Annotated in this window: 12 protein-coding genes and 1 riboswitch; of the genes, 2 read left to right on the top strand and 10 right to left on the bottom strand. The window is 70.0% G+C overall.

All coding sequences use genetic code 11. The features are described from left to right. On the top strand, positions 1–855 hold the full coding sequence (locus AC5RTY_RS02800) for a DNA-3-methyladenine glycosylase family protein (RefSeq protein WP_494138931.1): 855 nt from the start codon (positions 1–3) through the stop codon (positions 853–855). Between the two features lie 79 nt (positions 856–934). Here AC5RTY_RS02800 and AC5RTY_RS02805 read toward each other — a convergent pair whose 3' ends face one another. The 3 genes from AC5RTY_RS02805 to AC5RTY_RS02815 form a co-directional block, all read right to left on the bottom strand. Further along, positions 935–1846 (bottom strand): aldo/keto reductase, encoded by a 912-nt coding sequence (locus AC5RTY_RS02805; RefSeq protein ID WP_494025271.1) that lies wholly within the window; start codon positions 1844–1846, stop codon positions 935–937. 87 nt (positions 1847–1933) lie between these two features. Then, positions 1934–3238: an MFS transporter gene (locus AC5RTY_RS02810; protein ID WP_494012938.1), complete on the bottom strand. Its 1305-nt coding sequence runs from the start codon at positions 3236–3238 to the stop codon at positions 1934–1936. A 355-nt stretch (positions 3239–3593) separates the two neighbouring features. Continuing rightward, entirely contained in the window at positions 3594–4940 is a 1347-nt protein-coding gene (locus AC5RTY_RS02815; protein WP_494076420.1) for an NAD(P)/FAD-dependent oxidoreductase, read from the bottom strand. A gap of 256 nt (positions 4941–5196) precedes the next feature. Between AC5RTY_RS02815 and AC5RTY_RS02820 the strand changes: the two genes are divergently transcribed. Continuing rightward, positions 5197–5847 carry a hypothetical protein gene (locus AC5RTY_RS02820; protein ID WP_494138932.1) on the top strand — a complete coding sequence of 217 codons (651 nt, stop codon included), beginning with the start codon at positions 5197–5199 and terminating at the stop codon, positions 5845–5847. Here AC5RTY_RS02820 and AC5RTY_RS02825 read toward each other — a convergent pair. The 7 genes from AC5RTY_RS02825 to AC5RTY_RS02855 form a co-directional block, all read right to left on the bottom strand. Beyond that, the gene (locus tag AC5RTY_RS02825) at positions 5844–7271 is read right to left on the bottom strand and encodes an L-serine ammonia-lyase (RefSeq protein WP_494138933.1); all 1428 of its coding nucleotides are present in this window, start codon (positions 7269–7271) and stop codon (positions 5844–5846) included. The genes AC5RTY_RS02820 and AC5RTY_RS02825 overlap by 4 nt on opposite strands. An 87-nt stretch (positions 7272–7358) precedes the next feature. After that, positions 7359–8510 (bottom strand): glycine cleavage system aminomethyltransferase GcvT, encoded by a 1152-nt coding sequence (gene gcvT, locus AC5RTY_RS02830; RefSeq protein WP_494012942.1) that lies wholly within the window; start codon positions 8508–8510, stop codon positions 7359–7361. Positions 8511–8525: 15 nt separating this feature from the next. Then, positions 8526–11405 (bottom strand): aminomethyl-transferring glycine dehydrogenase, encoded by a 2880-nt coding sequence (gene gcvP, locus AC5RTY_RS02835; RefSeq protein ID WP_494138934.1) that lies wholly within the window; start codon positions 11403–11405, stop codon positions 8526–8528. A 171-nt stretch (positions 11406–11576) separates the two neighbouring features. After that, positions 11577–11676, bottom strand: a riboswitch (glycine riboswitch). A gap of 125 nt (positions 11677–11801) precedes the next feature. Then, positions 11802–12314 carry a mycothiol transferase gene (locus AC5RTY_RS02840; protein WP_494012944.1) on the bottom strand — a complete coding sequence of 171 codons (513 nt, stop codon included), beginning with the start codon at positions 12312–12314 and terminating at the stop codon, positions 11802–11804. A gap of 131 nt (positions 12315–12445) precedes the next feature. Then, entirely contained in the window at positions 12446–13495 is a 1050-nt protein-coding gene (locus AC5RTY_RS02845) for a S66 family peptidase (RefSeq protein ID WP_494138935.1), read from the bottom strand. Between the two features lie 26 nt (positions 13496–13521). Further along, positions 13522–15036 (bottom strand): MFS transporter, encoded by a 1515-nt coding sequence (locus AC5RTY_RS02850; RefSeq protein WP_494138936.1) that lies wholly within the window; start codon positions 15034–15036, stop codon positions 13522–13524. A 97-nt stretch (positions 15037–15133) separates the two neighbouring features. After that, positions 15134–15778 (bottom strand): GntR family transcriptional regulator, encoded by a 645-nt coding sequence (locus AC5RTY_RS02855; RefSeq protein ID WP_494138937.1) that lies wholly within the window; start codon positions 15776–15778, stop codon positions 15134–15136. Positions 15779–15926: the final 148 nt, after the last annotated feature.

Genomic DNA, 15926 nt, shown 5'->3' on the forward strand with positions numbered 1-15926 from the left:
ATGCAGGTCGGCCTGCCGCTGCTTCCGCCGTTCGACTCCCGGGCCGCGCTGGCTGCCCTGGCCGCCCATGCGGTACCCGGCCTGGAAACCGTCGACGTGACCGCGGGCACCTGCACCCGCCTGTTCAACACCGGCACCGGGCCGGTGCCGGTCACGGCCACCCTGTCGCCCGACGCCGTCGAGTTGGACGTCGGCAGCGACTCCCCCGCCGCCGTGAGGGAGATTACGACGGCGGTGCGCGGCTGGCTCGACCTGGACCTGGAACCGGAGCGGGTGGCGGCGGCGTTGGGCACCGACCCGGTGCTCGGGCCCCTGCTCGCCGACCGCCCCGGGCTGCGGATCCTTGGGTACCCGGACGGCTTCGAAGGTGCCGTCTCCACCGTGATCGGCCAGCAGGTCTCGCTCGCCGCGGCCCGCACTTTCACGGCCCGGCTGGTCGCTGCCTTCGGCCCGCGGACCGGCACCGGCCTGGCGCTCTTCCCCACTCCGGAGGCCCTGGCCGCCGCCGGCCCCGACGCCCTCCGCGAAGCCGTCGGCCTGACCGGCGCCCGCGCCCGGACCGTCCAGGTCCTGGCCGAAGCCTGCGCGGACGGGCTGGACCTCTCTCCGGATACGGACCACGCAGACACCCGCCGCCGCCTGCTGGCGCTGCCCGGCATCGGCCCTTGGACGGTCGAATACCTCGCCATGCGGGCGCTGCACGACCGCGATGCCTATCCCGACGGCGATCTGGTGCTGCGGCGGGCCCTCGGAGTGAAAACCGCGGCCGAGGCCCGCGCGCTCGGCCGGCCCTGGTCGCCGATGCGGGCCTACGCCGTCTTCCATCTCTGGACCGCCTCGGCGTACCTGCCTTAGCAAAGCCCTGCACCGGCGGCCCGTGCAGGGGCGAAAGCGGCGATTCCTTCCGGCCGCTTCGGCTCCGGGGCGTGCACCCTCATCCCCGGGCCGTAGAGCCTGCCTGCTCAATGCGTTCCAACAGCTCCGCCGGCAAACGGACCTGCGGCGCCATGAGGTTGGAGCGCAGGTGTTCCGGTTTCACGGTGCCGATCACCGCACTGGAGACCCCTGGATGGCTGAGCACGAAGGCCAGTGCGATCTCGCTCGCGGAGAGGCCGTCGACGTCGTTGATGAACCGGTACTTCCGGCCTTGCACAAACTTGTGCCGGTGGTTCTTCAGCGCCCGCAACAGGTACCAGACGTCGCTGGGGCCGGTGATCTTGAAGATGTCGCGCGAGTAGAGGGTCTGGGCCAGCGGTGACTTGAGCTTGACGCCCACTCCGGCTTCCTGCGCCTCGGAGATCACCGGCGCCAGGGACCGGTCCACGATGTTGTATTCCAGCATGAGGGCGTCGAAAATGCCCAGCTTCAGCGCCTTCGCTGCCCCGCCGCGACCTGTGGAGACGCCGAGCGCCCCGACCTTCCCCTGTTCCTTCAGCTTCAACACGGTGTCGATCGCGGGACCGGCCGGACGGGGGAAACCATGGAAGTGCAGCAGGGGCAGGTGGTCCAGTTGGAGCCGCCGCAGGCTGCCGTGCACGCTCCTTTCGATGGCCCGGGCCGAGTAATCCTTCACATTCCGGTTGTTGATCCAGTGGGATCCGACCTTTGTGGAGATCACCAGATTTTCGGTGCGGCCCTTGAGGAGCCGGCCCAGCCGCTCTTCGGCGTTGCCGCGGCTGTAATTCGGGCCGGTGTCGAAGGCGGTGATGCCGCCGTCGAGCGCCTGGCCGATCAGATGCGCCGCCTGCCGTTCGGGGAAAGCCTTCATGCCCCAGTACCCGCCGGCCCCAAAACTCAGTTCCGAGACGTGCAATCCCGACCGTCCGAGCGCGCGCTTTTTCACCATGTGCCTTCCTGCAATTACAAATCTAACCATTCACCAAGCTACCCGAGGCGACCCGTCGGCTGCCCCGGACCGGTCGGGCCAGGCAGGTCAGCGTACGACGCCGGCGCGGTTACCGTAGGTGCGGAGGGCGACGGCCAGCACCGAACACAGCAGGTAACCGGCGCCCACCAGCAGCCAGCCGGTATCGAAGCTGCCGGTGGCCTCCAGCAACAGGCCCATGAGCAGCGGACCGGCGGCGAACCCGGCATACATCCCCATCGAGACAATCCCGGAGGCTGCTCCGACCCGTTCGGCCGCAACCACGCGCATCACCCCGGCGATCACCACCACGTTGGTGCCCAGCACGGTGGCCCCGTGCAGGACGACGCCCACCCAGAGCAACGCCGGGATTCCGAGCGACCCCGCGGCCAGGAAGGCCCCCGCTCCGCCGAGCGCCCCGATGCCGAGCAGGATGAGCAGCGTGGAGGCCCGCACGCCCTTGGCCATGCGCCGCCCCCACAGCACCCGGGAGGTCACCCCGACGACGCCGGAGACGCCGGCTGCCACGCCGCCCATGACAAGGCTGAAGTCCAGTTCCCGCACGGTGAACAGCGGCAGGTAGACATTGGTGGCCTGCATGCCCAGGCCGGACAGCAGTGCGTAACCGGCGAACAGCCACACCGAGAGCGGGAACCGGGCCGGCGCGCCGGCGTCCTCGGTTTGCTTCGTGCGGCCCGTGCGTCCCGGCGGGGCCGCCGCGGTGCTTGCGCCAGGTGGGGCTGGGGTATCGCCCGGCGGTGTGGCGGACGGCGCCGCGTGGGCGGGAGGCCCCTTCGCCGCCGTCGTTTCGGTGCCCCGTTCCGGGAGGTGGCGGAGGCCGTAGAGCAGCAGCCCGACGGCGACGACGGCCGCCAGGGCGGTGGCGCCTTGCCAGCCGGCCCAGAGCGCGGCGACGGGGAAGAACAAGCCCGAGAACAGCTGGCTGCCCTGGACGCCGGACTGCTTGACCCCGATCCAGCCCGGGCGCTTGGGTGCCGGAACCTGGGTCATGATGATCCGGTTCGTGGTCGGGTTGGAAATGGCCTGCGCGGGGCCGGCCAGCAGCGCGGCAATCACCAGGACCAGGTAGTGGTGGGACAGTGCGGCGACCACCAGGGCCACCGCCGTGCCGGCGAAGATCAGGATCAGCTGGGCGCGGCTGGAAATCCGGTCGCTGAGTTTGCCCAGCCACATGCTGGAGACCGCGGCGCTGGCGAAAATGGCCGTGGCCAGCAGGCCGAATTGGCCCTCGCTGATGCCCAGGTCGTCAATGACCAGCGGGCTGACGGTGCTCAGGCCGTAGTTCAGCAGCGGGCCGACGCCCATGGCGCAGGTCAGGACGAAAAGCAGTGCGCCACTGGGGTGTTTGGACATACTGCTCTCCTCGCTGCCCGGGTGGGGCTCCGTCCAGCAGGCTACTCCCCGCGCCGAACTTCCGGCGGCAGGCTTCGCAGCAGAAGGGTCTCCCGCCGTAACAATGGAGAGTTGGCTCACGTTTGGCGGCGCCGGCTGGACTCGGCCGCCCTCGTGGTGCCAGGGCGGACGCGGGAGGGCGCGGGCATGGAGGGGGCTTCCGCACAGCCGGCGGGCAGCCGCGGAGCCACCGGCGGCGACCCGGCACCAACTCAGCCGGCAGCCCGGGCCAGCGCCCTGCCTGCGGCCTGTCCGACACCTTGCTCTTGCCCGGGCCCTTCCTGCGGCCTGCCGGCCCGCCTGCTTGCCCGGGGGCCTACGTCCGGCCCTTCTGCGTGCCGGCGTGTGCCTCCACGAAGGCGCGGCGCGGGTGCTGGGTCGCGCCCATCGATGTGATGTCCCGGCCGCCGAACACCAGCGGGCTCCAGCCTGCCAGCAGGCGCCACTTATGGATCCAGGTGGGCAGCGCCAAGGCGTGGTAGCCCATGGCGGCGTACCAGGCGGGCTTGCCCTTTAGCTCGTAGCCGAAGATCTTCGCGGCGCCCCGGCCGACGCCGTAGGTCGCGACCGTGCCCAGCGATTTGTGCCGGTACTCGGCCGGCGGCCGGCCTTGCACGGCGTTGACCACGTTTTGGGCGAGCAGCTTGGCCTGGCGGACCGCATGCTGGGCGTTCGGCGGGCAGTAGGCCGGCTGCTTCTCCGCTTCCAGATCGGGTACCTGGGCACAGTCGCCGGCGGCCCATGCGCCTTGCACTACCTGGCCGGCATCGTCGATGACCTGCAGCCGGGCGTTGGCGTTCACGTGTCCCTTCGGGCCGCGCGGCACGTTTGTGTCGTCCAGCACGGGATTGGGCTTCATGCCGGCCGTCCAGATGATGAGACCGGCCGGAATGCGCTCGCCGGTACTGAGCTCGGCCACCGAATCCTCGCAGGACGGCATGGTGGTGTTCAGCCGCACATCGATGCCGCGCTGGCGCAACTGGCCCAGGGTCCACTCCGAGAGATTCGGTCCGACCTCGGGGGCAACCCGGTCCAGCGCCTCGACCAGCACCCAGCGCAACTGCGAACGGTCCAGCTCCGGATGCGCGTCCACGGCGAGCTTGGACAGGTCGCTCAACTCGGTCAGGGCCTCGACGCCGGTATACCCTCCGCCGACCACCACGAACGTGAGTGCCCTGGCCCGTTCCTCCGGGTCGCTCGTGCCGGCGGCCAGGGCCACGTTGTCGAGCACCTTGTCACGGCAGTAAACGGCCTCTTCCACGGTCTTGAACCCGATGCCGTGCTGCTCCAGCCCAGGCGTGGGGAAGGTCCTGGTGACCGCACCGACGGCGAAGACCACATGGTCGTAGGCCACCGAAAATTGGTCGCCGCCGAGCTCGAGCAGCCGGGCGTTCTTCGCCTGGACGTCCAGTGAAACCAGCTTGCCGCGGACGATGTCCACCTTCTTCAGCGCGCTGCGGAGGTTGACCGTGACGATCCGCGGTTCGATTTCTCCGCCGCCCACCTCCGGCAGCAGCGGCTGGTACGTCATGTAGGAGTTGGGCTCAACCACCGTGATCCGTGCCGACGACGGTCCCAGCCGCTTGCGGATTCCCCAGGCAGTATAGAGGCCGACGTAGCCGCCGCCCAGGATGAGTATGTGGGGCGTCGCTGAATTGGTCATGGTCCAGGTTTCCTCCCTGTTTGTCGACAGTGATTCGGTGGTCCTGGTGCATCCTTCGCCGGCAGGTGCGGGGCTGGCCTGCGGCCAGACTAGCACCGCCCCAGACGCAGCTGAACCCTCGGTCGGGCCCCGCTTCCGGCAGGGCCGCATTCGCCGGCCCGCTCCCCCGGCGTGCCCTGCGCGCCGGGCGCACGCGGCTGCCTACAATGTGCTCAGGTGCCCCTATTCGTGGGGCTGTCGTTGGGGAGTAGGAAGCGTGGAGGCGGCTAAGCACACCGTGCGCGGGCGGTCGCTCCGCACCTACCGCCGGGCCCGCGCCACGCTCTGCGGCGTCATGGTTTTCTGGCTCTGGCTGCTGCTGGGAGCCGCGGCCTTCGTGACCGGCCTGTTTGATTCCCCCGCCAAGGTTTTCCTGGCCATGTATGCCGGCGCCGTTGCCGTGTTGGTCTCCATCCCGGTCGCCTTGCTCGCGGCCATCCTGATGGTGCTCAACCGGCCCGAGGCGGGTGGCCGGCGCCGGGCTGCCGAACGGCTTTCGGCCGCGGCACGCGCCGCCGGCCTGGCGATCTCCGCCCTGCCATGGGCGGAGGCCGCGGGTCGTGCCAAGGAGTTGGGCGGCAAGATTGCTCCCGCTTCGCGCAGGATTGGCGCCGCTGCCAAGTCCGGTACGGGGCGGCTGCGCGCCGGTGCCGGACAGTGGCGCGGCGTCGCGGGCCACCGGCCGGGGACACCGCGTGCGCCGCAGCCCGCACCTACCCGGCCGCAGCCCGCCGAACGCCCGTCCGCCGACCTGCTCGGTGCCCGAAAGCCGGTCGTCCCGCGCCGGCCGCCGATGCCGCCGCGGCGTCCCGCGGGCCCGCCGGCCGTGCGCCCGTCAGGACAGGACCTGGAGGACGTGGCCTCCTAGCACTCCACGACGTTGACGGCGAGGCCGCCGGTGGCGGTTTCCTTGTACTTGTCGCTCATGTCGCGGCCGGTCTCGCGCATCGTGATGATGACCTCGTCCAGCGACACCCGGTGCGTGCCGTCCCCCATCAGCGCCATCTTGGCCGCGTTCACGGCCTTGGCGGCACCGATGGCGTTCCGTTCGATGCACGGGATCTGCACCAGCCCGCCGATCGGATCGCAGGTGAGCCCCAGGTTGTGCTCCATCGCGATTTCGGCCGCGTTTTCCACCTGGGCCGGAGTTCCGCCGAGGATTTCGGCCAGTCCCGCGGCAGCCATCGACGAGGCTGAGCCGACTTCGCCCTGGCAGCCGACCTCGGCGCCGGAGATGGAAGCCTGCTCCTTGTAAAGGACCCCGATGGCACCGGCGGTCAACAGGAACTTCACGACCACCTGCTCCTTGTCCTCGCGGCTGGCCTGTTCCATGCCGGGTGCGTAGTGCGTGGCGTAGAACAGCACGGCGGGGATGATGCCGGCGGCCCCGTTGGTGGGCGCGGTGACCACCCGCCCGCCCGAGGCGTTCTCCTCGTTCACCGCCAGCGCCACCAGGTTGACCCATTCCTGCCAGTACTTGTGGTCCCGGTCCGGGTCTTCCTTGCGCAGCCGCTCATGCCAGGCGGGGGCCCGACGGCGGACGTTGAGTCCGCCGGGCAGCTCGCCCTCGCGGCGGATGGCCGAGTCCTTGCACTCCTCCATCACGTTGTAAATGTGCACGAGTCCGGCCTCGATCTCTTCCCGCGGGCGGGAGGCCTCCTCGTTGAGCATCATGATGTCGCTGATGGCCAGGCCGGTGCTGCGGCAGTGCTCCAGCAGCCCCGCCGCCGTGCGGAACGGATAGGGCAGCTGCTGTTTGGAGGACTCCAACTCCTCCCGGGCGGCTTCCTCCTCGCCGCCGCGGACAATGAAGCCGCCGCCCACGGAGAAGAAGGTGGCTTCGTGCAGGATCCGTGCCTCGCCGTCGTCGCTCGATTCCAGCACCTGGAACCTCATGCCGTTGGTGTGCCGGGGCAGCACGGTCAGCGGGTGCAGCACCATGTCCTGCACCCCGTAGTCCAGGAGCCGGGCGGCGGCGCCGGGCAGTTCCGCCCCCAGCCGCAGCCGGCCGGACGCGGCGATGTCTGCCAGCCGCTCCTCCACCTGGTCGGGCAGGATGTGCTCCGGTTCGAAGCCCTCCAGCCCCAGCAGCACGGCGGTGAACGTCCCGTGCCCGCGACCGGTGGCGGCGAGGGAGCCGTACAGGTCCACGCGCAGCCCGTTAACCCTGTCGAGCAGGCCGGCGTCGGCCACCTCCCGCACGAACGCGGAGGCGGCCCGCATCGGGCCGACCGTGTGCGAGCTGGAGGGACCGATGCCTACGGAGAAAAGGTCGAAAACGCCTACGGCCATGTCATCCCTTTCCTGTTTGAGTGGAGAGGTGCGGCGGCGCCGTCCCCGCGGCCGCGGGGACGGCGGCACCCTGAAAGCGGGTGTGGACTACTTCTCCCGCCGGTAGAACGGCAGCCCTACAACCTCGAACGGTTCGGGCTTGCCGCGCAGGTCGATGTCCACCCTGGTCCCGGGTTCGGCATACTCGGCGTCCACGTAGGCCAGAGCCACCGGATAGCCGAGGGTGGGGCTGGGCTGGCCGGAGGTGACCTCGCCGATGGTCCGGCCGTCTTTCAGCACCGGGTAGTGGGAGCGGCCGGCGCGCCGGCCAAGCCCCTTGAGTCCCACGAGCTTGCGGGCCGAGCCCTTCTCCTTCTGCGCCTCGAGGGCGCCGCGGCCCACGAAGTCGCCGTCCTTCTTCAGCGCCACCACGCCGCCCAGGCCGGCGTCGAACGGGCTGGTCTCGAGGGTGAGCTCGTTGCCGTACAGCGGCATGCCCGCCTCCAGCCGAAGCGAGTCGCGGCAGGCCAGCCCGGCCGGCAGCAGGTCGGCGCCCCGTCCGGCTTCCAGCAGGGCGTTCCAGAGCGCGGCCGCGTTGGTATTCGGGACGTAGATCTCGAAGCCGTCCTCGCCGGTGTACCCGGTCCGGGCCAGCAGCAGCTTCAGCGGCGCCCCGGACACCGTGAAGTCCACCTCGTCGGCGGCGTAGTACTTCATGTCCCGCACCGTGCCATGCTGGTTGGCGGGCACCAGCTGGAGCAGGATTTCCACGGACTTCGGTCCCTGCACTGCCACCAGCGAGGTCTCGGCCGTGGCGTCCTCCACCGTGGCGTCGAAACCTTCGACCCGTGCGGCGAGTTCCGCGGCAACCGTCGGGGCGTTGCCGGCATTGGGCACCACCAGGTAACGGTCCCCGTGCTGGTCGGCGGGACGCCGGTAGATGATCAGGTCATCGATGATGCCGCCGTCGGCGTTGCAGATCAGCGAATACTTGGCCCGGCCCTCGGTGACGGCGGAGAGCTTGCCGACGAGTGCGTAGTCCAGGAACTTCCCGGCCTCCGGGCCGGTGACCCAGACTTCGCCCATGTGGGAGAGGTCGAACAGGCCGGCGCTGTTGCGCACGGCGCGGTGCTCGGCCAGTTCGCTGCTGTACTTCAGCGGCATCATCCAGCCGCCGAAGTCGGTGAAGGAGGCACCCAGCCGCTCGTGTTCCTCGTAGAGCGCGGTGTGGCGGGGCATGGTGGTGGTCTCGGTAGTCATGCGGTGCTGACCTCTCTAGTTCTCGAAGGCTTCGGGCGGCGGGCAGCTGCAGATCAGGTTGCGGTCGCCGCCGGCGCCGTCGATCCGTCCCACCGGGGCGAAGTATTTGTCCACTTGCAGGCCCGGTACCGGGAAGGCGGCCTGCTCCCGGGTGTACGGCCGGTCCCAGTCGGAGCTGACCACGGCGGCGGCGGTGTGCGGGGCCAGGCGCAGCGGGCTGGCGTCGAGCGGGAAGTCGCCGGCGATCACCTGGTCGATTTCGCCCTTGATCGCGATCATCGCGTCGATAAACCGCTCAATCTCCGTCAGGTCCTCGGACTCGGTCGGCTCCACCATCAGGGTGCCGGCCACGGGGAAGGACAGGGTGGGCGCGTGGAAGCCGTAGTCGATCAGGCGCTTGGCCACGTCCTCGGCGGTCACCCCCGACTTGGCGGTGAGTTCGCGCAGGTCCAGGATGCACTCGTGCGCGACCAGCCCGTCGTTGCCGGTGTAGAGCACCGGGAAGTGCTCGTTCAGCCGGGCGGCGACGTAGTTCGCGGCCAGCAGGGCGCTCTTCGTTGCCTCGGTCAGGCCCTCGGCCCCCATCATGGCCACGTAGGCCCAGGAGATCGGCAGCACGCCGGCCGAGCCGTACTCGCTGGCCGAGACGGGCACGCCCTTGCCTTCGTGTTCGGCCAGCGCGGCGTTGCCCGGCAGGAACGGCACCAGGTGTTCGGCCACCGCTACCGGCCCGACGCCGGGGCCGCCGCCTCCGTGCGGGATGCAGAAGGTCTTGTGCAGGTTCAGGTGGGAGACGTCGCCGCCGAACTTGCCCGGCTGCGCGAGTCCTACCAGCGCGTTGAGGTTGGCCCCGTCGATGTACACCTGCCCGCCGGCGGCATGGACCGCCTCGCAGACGTCGCGCACGTCGGCGTCGTACACGCCGTGCGTTGACGGATAGGTGATCATGATGGCCGAAAGCGAGTCGGCGTTCTGGTCGATCTTCGCGCGCAGGTCGGCGTGGTCGATGGTGCCGTCCGGTGCCGTGGCGACCACGACAACCTTCATGCCGGCCAGCACGGCCGAGGCGGCGTTGGTGCCGTGCGCGGAGGCGGGGATCAGGCAGACGTCGCGCTGGTCGTCGCCGTTGGCCAGGTGGTAGCGGCGGATGGCGAGCAGGCCGGCGTATTCGCCCTGCGAACCGGCGTTGGGCTGGATGGAGACGCCGGCGTAGCCGGTGATCGCCGCGAGGCGTTCCTCCAGATCGGTGATCAGCTCGCGCCAGCCGGCGGTCTGGCTGGCCGGGGCGAACGGGTGGATGGACGCGAATTCCGGCCAGGTCATCGCCTCCATTTCCGCCGTCGCGTTCAGCTTCATGGTGCACGAGCCCAGCGGGATCATGGTCCGGTCCAGGGCCAGGTCTCGGTCAGACAGGCGGCGCAGGTAGCGCAGCATCTGGGTCTCGGAGCGATGGCTGTGGAACACCGGATGGTCCAGGTAGGAGGAGCTGCGCAGCAGCTCGTCCGGCAGCTCGAAGCCGGCGTTCCCGGCCGTTTCGGCGGTCTTGCCGGCGGGGTCCTCCACGCCGAAGGCCTCCGCGACCAGGGCGAGGTGCTCCGCCGTCGTCGTTTCATCGGCGGAAATGCCGACGTGGTCGGCGTCGATGCGGCGCAGGTTCACGCCTTTGGCCTCGGCGGCGGCGGCGATCTCGGCGGCCTTGCCCGGAGCCTTCACTGTGAGGGTGTCGAAGAACCGGTCTGCCGCCAGCGCGTACCCGGCGCCGGTGAGCACGCCTGCCAGCGTGCGGGCGGCCTCATTGGCGTGCTGCGCGATCGCCTTCAGGCCCTCGGGGCCGTGGTAGACGGCGTACATGCTGGCCACGACGGCCAGCAGTGCCTGCGCGGTGCAGATGTTGGAGGTGGCCTTCTCGCGGCGGATGTGCTGCTCGCGGGTCTGCAGCGCCAGGCGGTAGGCGGGGCGGCCGGCGTCGTCCTTCGAGACCCCCACCAGGCGGCCGGGCAAGGAACGCTCCAGCCCCTTGCGGACGGCCATGTAGGCGGCGTGCGGGCCGCCGAAGAAGAGCGGCACGCCAAAACGCTGGGTGTTGCCGACGGCGATGTCCGCGCCCTGCTCGCCCGGCGGCGTGATCAGGGTCAGCGCCAGCAGGTCGGCGGCCACGGTGACCAAGGCGCCGCGCTCCTTGGCCTGCGCGATGACCGGAGCCTGGTCAAACACCCGGCCGGAGGCTCCCGGCTGCTGCAGCACGATGCCCGAGATGTCGCCGTCCGGCAGGCCGGCGGAGAGGTCGGCAACCTCTACGTCGAAGTCCAGCGCCTCGGCCCGGCCCTTGACGACGGCGATGGTCTGCGGCAGCAGGTCCGCGTCCAGCACGGTCTTGCCGGCGGACTTGGACTTGTTGGACCGGCGCATCAACAGCACGGCTTCGGCCACTGCGGTGGCTTCGTCCAGCAGGGAGGCGTTGGCGATCGGCAGCGCGGTGAGGTCCTGGACCATGGTCTGGAAGTTCAGCAGCGCCTCCAGCCGGCCCTGCGAAATTTCCGGCTGGTACGGGGTGTAGGCGGTGTACCAGGCCGGGTCTTCCACCACGTTGCGGCGGATCACCGGCGGCGTGATGGTGTCGTAGTAGCCCTGGCCGATCATCTGCACGGCCGTCACGTTCTTCGCGGCGAGGGCGCGCAGGTCCCCCAGGACCTGGGACTCGCTGCGGGCGGCGGGCAGCGCCAGCGGTTCCTGCTGGCGGATGTCGGCGGGCACGGCCGCGTCCACCAGCTCGTCGATGCTGCCGTAGCCCAACTGCTTGAGCATGGTTTCCGCGTCGTTCCGGCGCGGACCGATGTGTCGGTCGGTGAAGGAGGCGCTGCCGGGCCGGGTAGCGCTGGTGGACTTAGCCGTCATGTGAGGAACTCCAGTTATCCCCGGCTGGGCTGACCATGCCGGTAGTGAAGGGTTCCTCCCCACTCTGTGACTGAACCTGAGAGATTCCGCAGGCTGTGGCCCAAGGGGCCGCCTCCTGCTTGCACCGTCGGTGAGCCGGTCCTGAACGGTCCGGCTGCTTTCCAGAGTTGCCTCTTCGCGGCGGTACAGGGGCCTGAGAGATTCCTGGGGAGGTATTGCTCCTACGGCGCCTGCTGACTGGTACCCAGCAGGACTCTCCCGCCGCATGTCGAAGGCTGTATGCAGTTGTACTGACTCCTTGAATGGTAGTCCAGCGGCTGGCGCGCAACAAGGCGGCAACGCCCGACGGCGCGGCTTGCGGCCGCCGCGGGGGCGCCGGAACCCGCGTGGCCGCCGCTAGGCATCGGTGCGCGAGAGCATGCCCTTCACGTAGGCGGCCTGTCCGACGTGCTCCAGGCAGTCGTCCAGGACGCTGACCAGCCGCACCCCCAGGCTGACGTGCGGGTCCCACCGGGTGTCCACGATCCGGTCCAGGTCATCCTCGCTCAGTCCGGCCAGATACTCCAGGGTGCCGGCATGGACGTCGTCGTAGTAGCCGCGCAGCAGGTCGGCCGATTCGACCCGGACGGCCGCCACCTGCTGCGACGTGTGGCCGTAGCCATGGTCCTTCCGGGGCAGCGGCAGGTCGAACCGCTCCGCCCAGCCGGTCAGCCAGTACTGGTCCGTGCCGGCGACATCGGCAATATGGTCGTCCTGGATGCGCGTCAGATGCCAGATAAGCCAGGCAATCGAGTTGCTGTCACCGCCGGGCCGGGCGGCCAGTTGTCCGGCGTCCAGCCCGTCCAGCACGGAGTGGACGCGCTCCTGGATCCTGCCGTAGGCATCTGCGAGCAGGTCGTTGAACTTCATGGCGCCTCCCGCGGGTCGACTGTGGCGCCAGCTTACCGGGCGGGGCCGCGGCGAGGAATGCGTGCCTGCCTGCAGGCGCGGGGACGGTCACGCAGCCGCGCATCCGTCGCCCGGACCGCCTGCCACCGCGGTCAACTGTAATCGGCCGTGATGGTTCGATCCCGGCCATTGAGCCGCATTGTCCCGCCGTAGGGCACGATCCATTGCGGACGGGTATGGCCGAACGGGACTCCGATGCAGACGACGGCGTGGTCGTTGTAGCGTTTCATCTCGGCGAGGACTGCATCGCGTTGCGCGACGCGGAGCCGGTCACGCTCCTCCGCTGGCGGGACGGTACCGTGACTGCTCACCGGCGGCCGGGCGACGATCACTCCTTCCACCGCCGAGAGGACGCCCCGTTCCCCCAATGCCCGGACCCATCTCTTGACCCACGCTGCCGGAGGCAACTCCTCACTGGTTTCAACAATCAGGATCGACCCCTCGAGGGCTCCCAGGGGCGGCAGCCGACCGGCCATGGCCAGCTGATCGATGACTTCCAGGCACCCGCCCCAGGTGCGGCCGGTCGCTTCCCGCTCGGGCCCCGCCCACGTCCACGGCTGCGTGGGTTCCCGTTCACCGAAGTCGACAAGGGCTTGTGGCGTCAACCAGTCCGGCCCGAAGTCCTCGGACTCGCCTGGGTCAACAATCTCCAGCGCACCGCCCGTCAAGAGCGCTGCCTTCAGCGACGCGAGGTGCTGGTCGTCAATGTGCGGCCCGGCTCCGAGGTGCACCTGGGTCGAGCCCCCGTAGTAGCCTGCTATCCCGACCGACCACAGCCAGTTCAAGAGGTTCGTGTTGTCGCTGTAGCCCATGAAGATCTTGGGGTTCCCGGCGGCGAGACCGGCGTCCAGATGGGGAATGAGAGCTACCTGGTCGTCGCCGCCGATGGTCGCGAGGATGGCCCGGATGGCCGGGTCGGACAAAGCGGCGTGCAGATCCGCGGCGCGTTCCGCGGCGGAAGCGCCAAGCTTCCGGGTCGTCGGGTATTCCACAGGGACCAGTCCCGTTTCGGCGCTGAGTCGACGCATCGCCTGCTCGTGGACATCCGGCGCGAACCCGGGGGCAGCAAAGGACGGGGAGAGAATCGCGACCCGGTCACCGGGCTCAAGCTTGGGTGGGGACACAAGGGCATGGCTCGGCATTTCCCCATCCAACCACGGGCTGTGCCTCAGCGGCCGCTATCCATCCCAGCCGAATCCTCCAGATAGCGGGGCCGGCCCACGATGACCAGGCCCACCGCCAGGATGAGCAAGGCACCGCCCAGCAGGCCGAAGGAAGCACCCCAGCCGCCGCTGGCCTCGCGCAGCAGCCCGAACATCAGCGGGCCGGCGCAGGCGACCGTGTAGCCGATGCCTTGCGCGAACCCGGAGAGTAGCCCCGCGCCGGCCGTGGTGCGGGTCCTGAGGTTCACCAGCAGCAGGCCCAGCGCAAAGGTGCCCTGGCCGAGCCCCGCCAGGGTGATCCACAACCAGGTGCCGAACGAGGGTGACAGCAGCAGCCCGGCGTATCCGGCCGTGTAAAAGCCGATGAACAGCAGGCCCAGGCCCAGGGGATTGCGCAGCCGCCCCGCGATCAGCGGCACCAACAGACTGGTGGGCAGGCCCAGGATGGCGTAGTAGGCCAGCATGGTGCCCGCCGTCGGGGGCAGCATCCCGCTGTCCACCAGCAACGGCGGCAACCACGTGAACATGGCAAACGTGTTCGACAAGGTCCCGGCGAACACCAGGGCCAGGCCCCAGGCGACCGACGAGCGCCAGACGCGGACCGACGTCGTCCCGACGGAACCGGCCTCAGCTCCCGCTGCGGGCCCCGAGGCTTCCGCAGCGGGCGGCCCGTCGGCTCCTGCGGGGCCGGCCGCAGGCCCGGGGACGGTCACCGCCCTGGGGCCGGCAGCGCCGGGGCCGACTCCCGTACCGAGACTCACGGCAGGCCCGGAACCGGCCGGCTGCCGGGCGCTGCCCTCATCGGGCGGGAGGATGTCCAGGCCGCCGGGCCGGTAGGGCTGCAGCACCAGGCGCGCGGTGCGGCGGCGCCAATGTTCCGTCCACGCGGTCATCAGCCACGGCACGAGGGCGGCCGCGCTCACGGCCGCCCACACTCCGATCGAGAACCGCCAGCCGGCAGCCTGCTCAAGCGGCACGGCAAGCAGCGGGCTGAGCGCCGTACTGGCCGCCAGCAAGGTCACGTAAAGCGCGGTGATGAGGCTGGTCCGGTCCGGGAAATAGCGCTTCACTAGCGGCGGCAGCAAAATGTTGCCGATCCCGTAGCCAACCATGGTGAGGCCGGACAGGACCAGGAACGCCGGCACGTCGGAGGCCAGCGCACGGCCCAGTTGGCCGACGGCGGCCATGCCCAGTGCCACGAGCAGCAGTGCTTCCATGCCGATCCGGCGCATCAGCAACGGAACTGCGAACCCGGCAGCGGCGAAGGCGGCGGTCGGCAGCATGCCCAGCACACCGGCGGAGGCCGTGCCGAACGGCAGATCCGCGGCAATATCCGCCAGCACCGGCGACACGCCGGAGACGGCCAGCCGCAGGCTGAGCGCCAGCAGCAGGACGCCGACGAGCACGGTCAGCCGGCCGGCAAGCGGGGCAGGCCGCCGCGGGGCGGGGCTGGCACCCTGAGGCGGTGGGGAATCCGGGCTCGGTGGGGCGTCGGCGGTCAGTTGTGCGGGCGAGGGCAAGCGTGGTCCATGGGTCGAAAGGCCGGGCGGGCGGCCGGGATCAAAACCGGCCGGGAATCACTTTATCCCGTCGCGGCCCGGCTGCCCGGCAGGCGGGCTAGGAACCCTCCTGGCCCAGCCCTTCGGCGAGGATCCAGAATGTTTGGCGCAGCCGCTCCACCGCCGCCTCATGCTGGCCCCGCTGGAGGTACTGCACGGTCTCGCGCCAGCCGTCGGCCCAGAGAGGATAGGCGAGGGCGTGTTGGAACAGGTGCAACCGGGCCAGCGAACGGTCGAGGATGTGCATGTTTACGGCCCTCAGTTCCTGGTGATCCGCCGCCCCCAGGATGACGGTTACCAGGCTGCCGGCGGCGCGGTAGGCGCCCAGGATGTCCTCCCGGTCGGTCGCCGCCCGAAGGTCGTCCGCCATCGTGGCCATGGTGTCGATCTCCTGAGGCGACAGCCGCGGGGCTGCCCGCTCGAACAGCGCTACCAGCACCACGCCCATCACATCCAGGAGTTGGATGGCCTGCTGGGGACCGGGATTGGCGATCCGGTGTTCGTGCCCGGTGGCCTCGATCAGGCCTTCTTGCGTGAGATCGCCGACGGCGTCGCGCACCAAGGCTTCCTCCGCACCGATGCGGCCGGCGATCCCGGCAACGGTCACCCTGGAGCCCGGCTCCAAACCGCCCGCCAGGATGTCCTCCCGCAGCCTGCGGACCGCTTCGTCGCGGCCCGCTCCCCCGGGACCGCTGCCCCTCATCATGACCCCCCTGCCGCGTATGACCGACGTCACATACGAGTAATGTACGCGAAAAGGTAGATCGGGGTCACTGGTGCTGGCTACTCTGATGGGACCTGCGGCACAGCGTCGTGCGGCAGGTTCTAAACGTGCAGTCAGGACGTGCGCA

Source organism: Arthrobacter sp. Y3224055 (genome assembly GCF_059090825.1).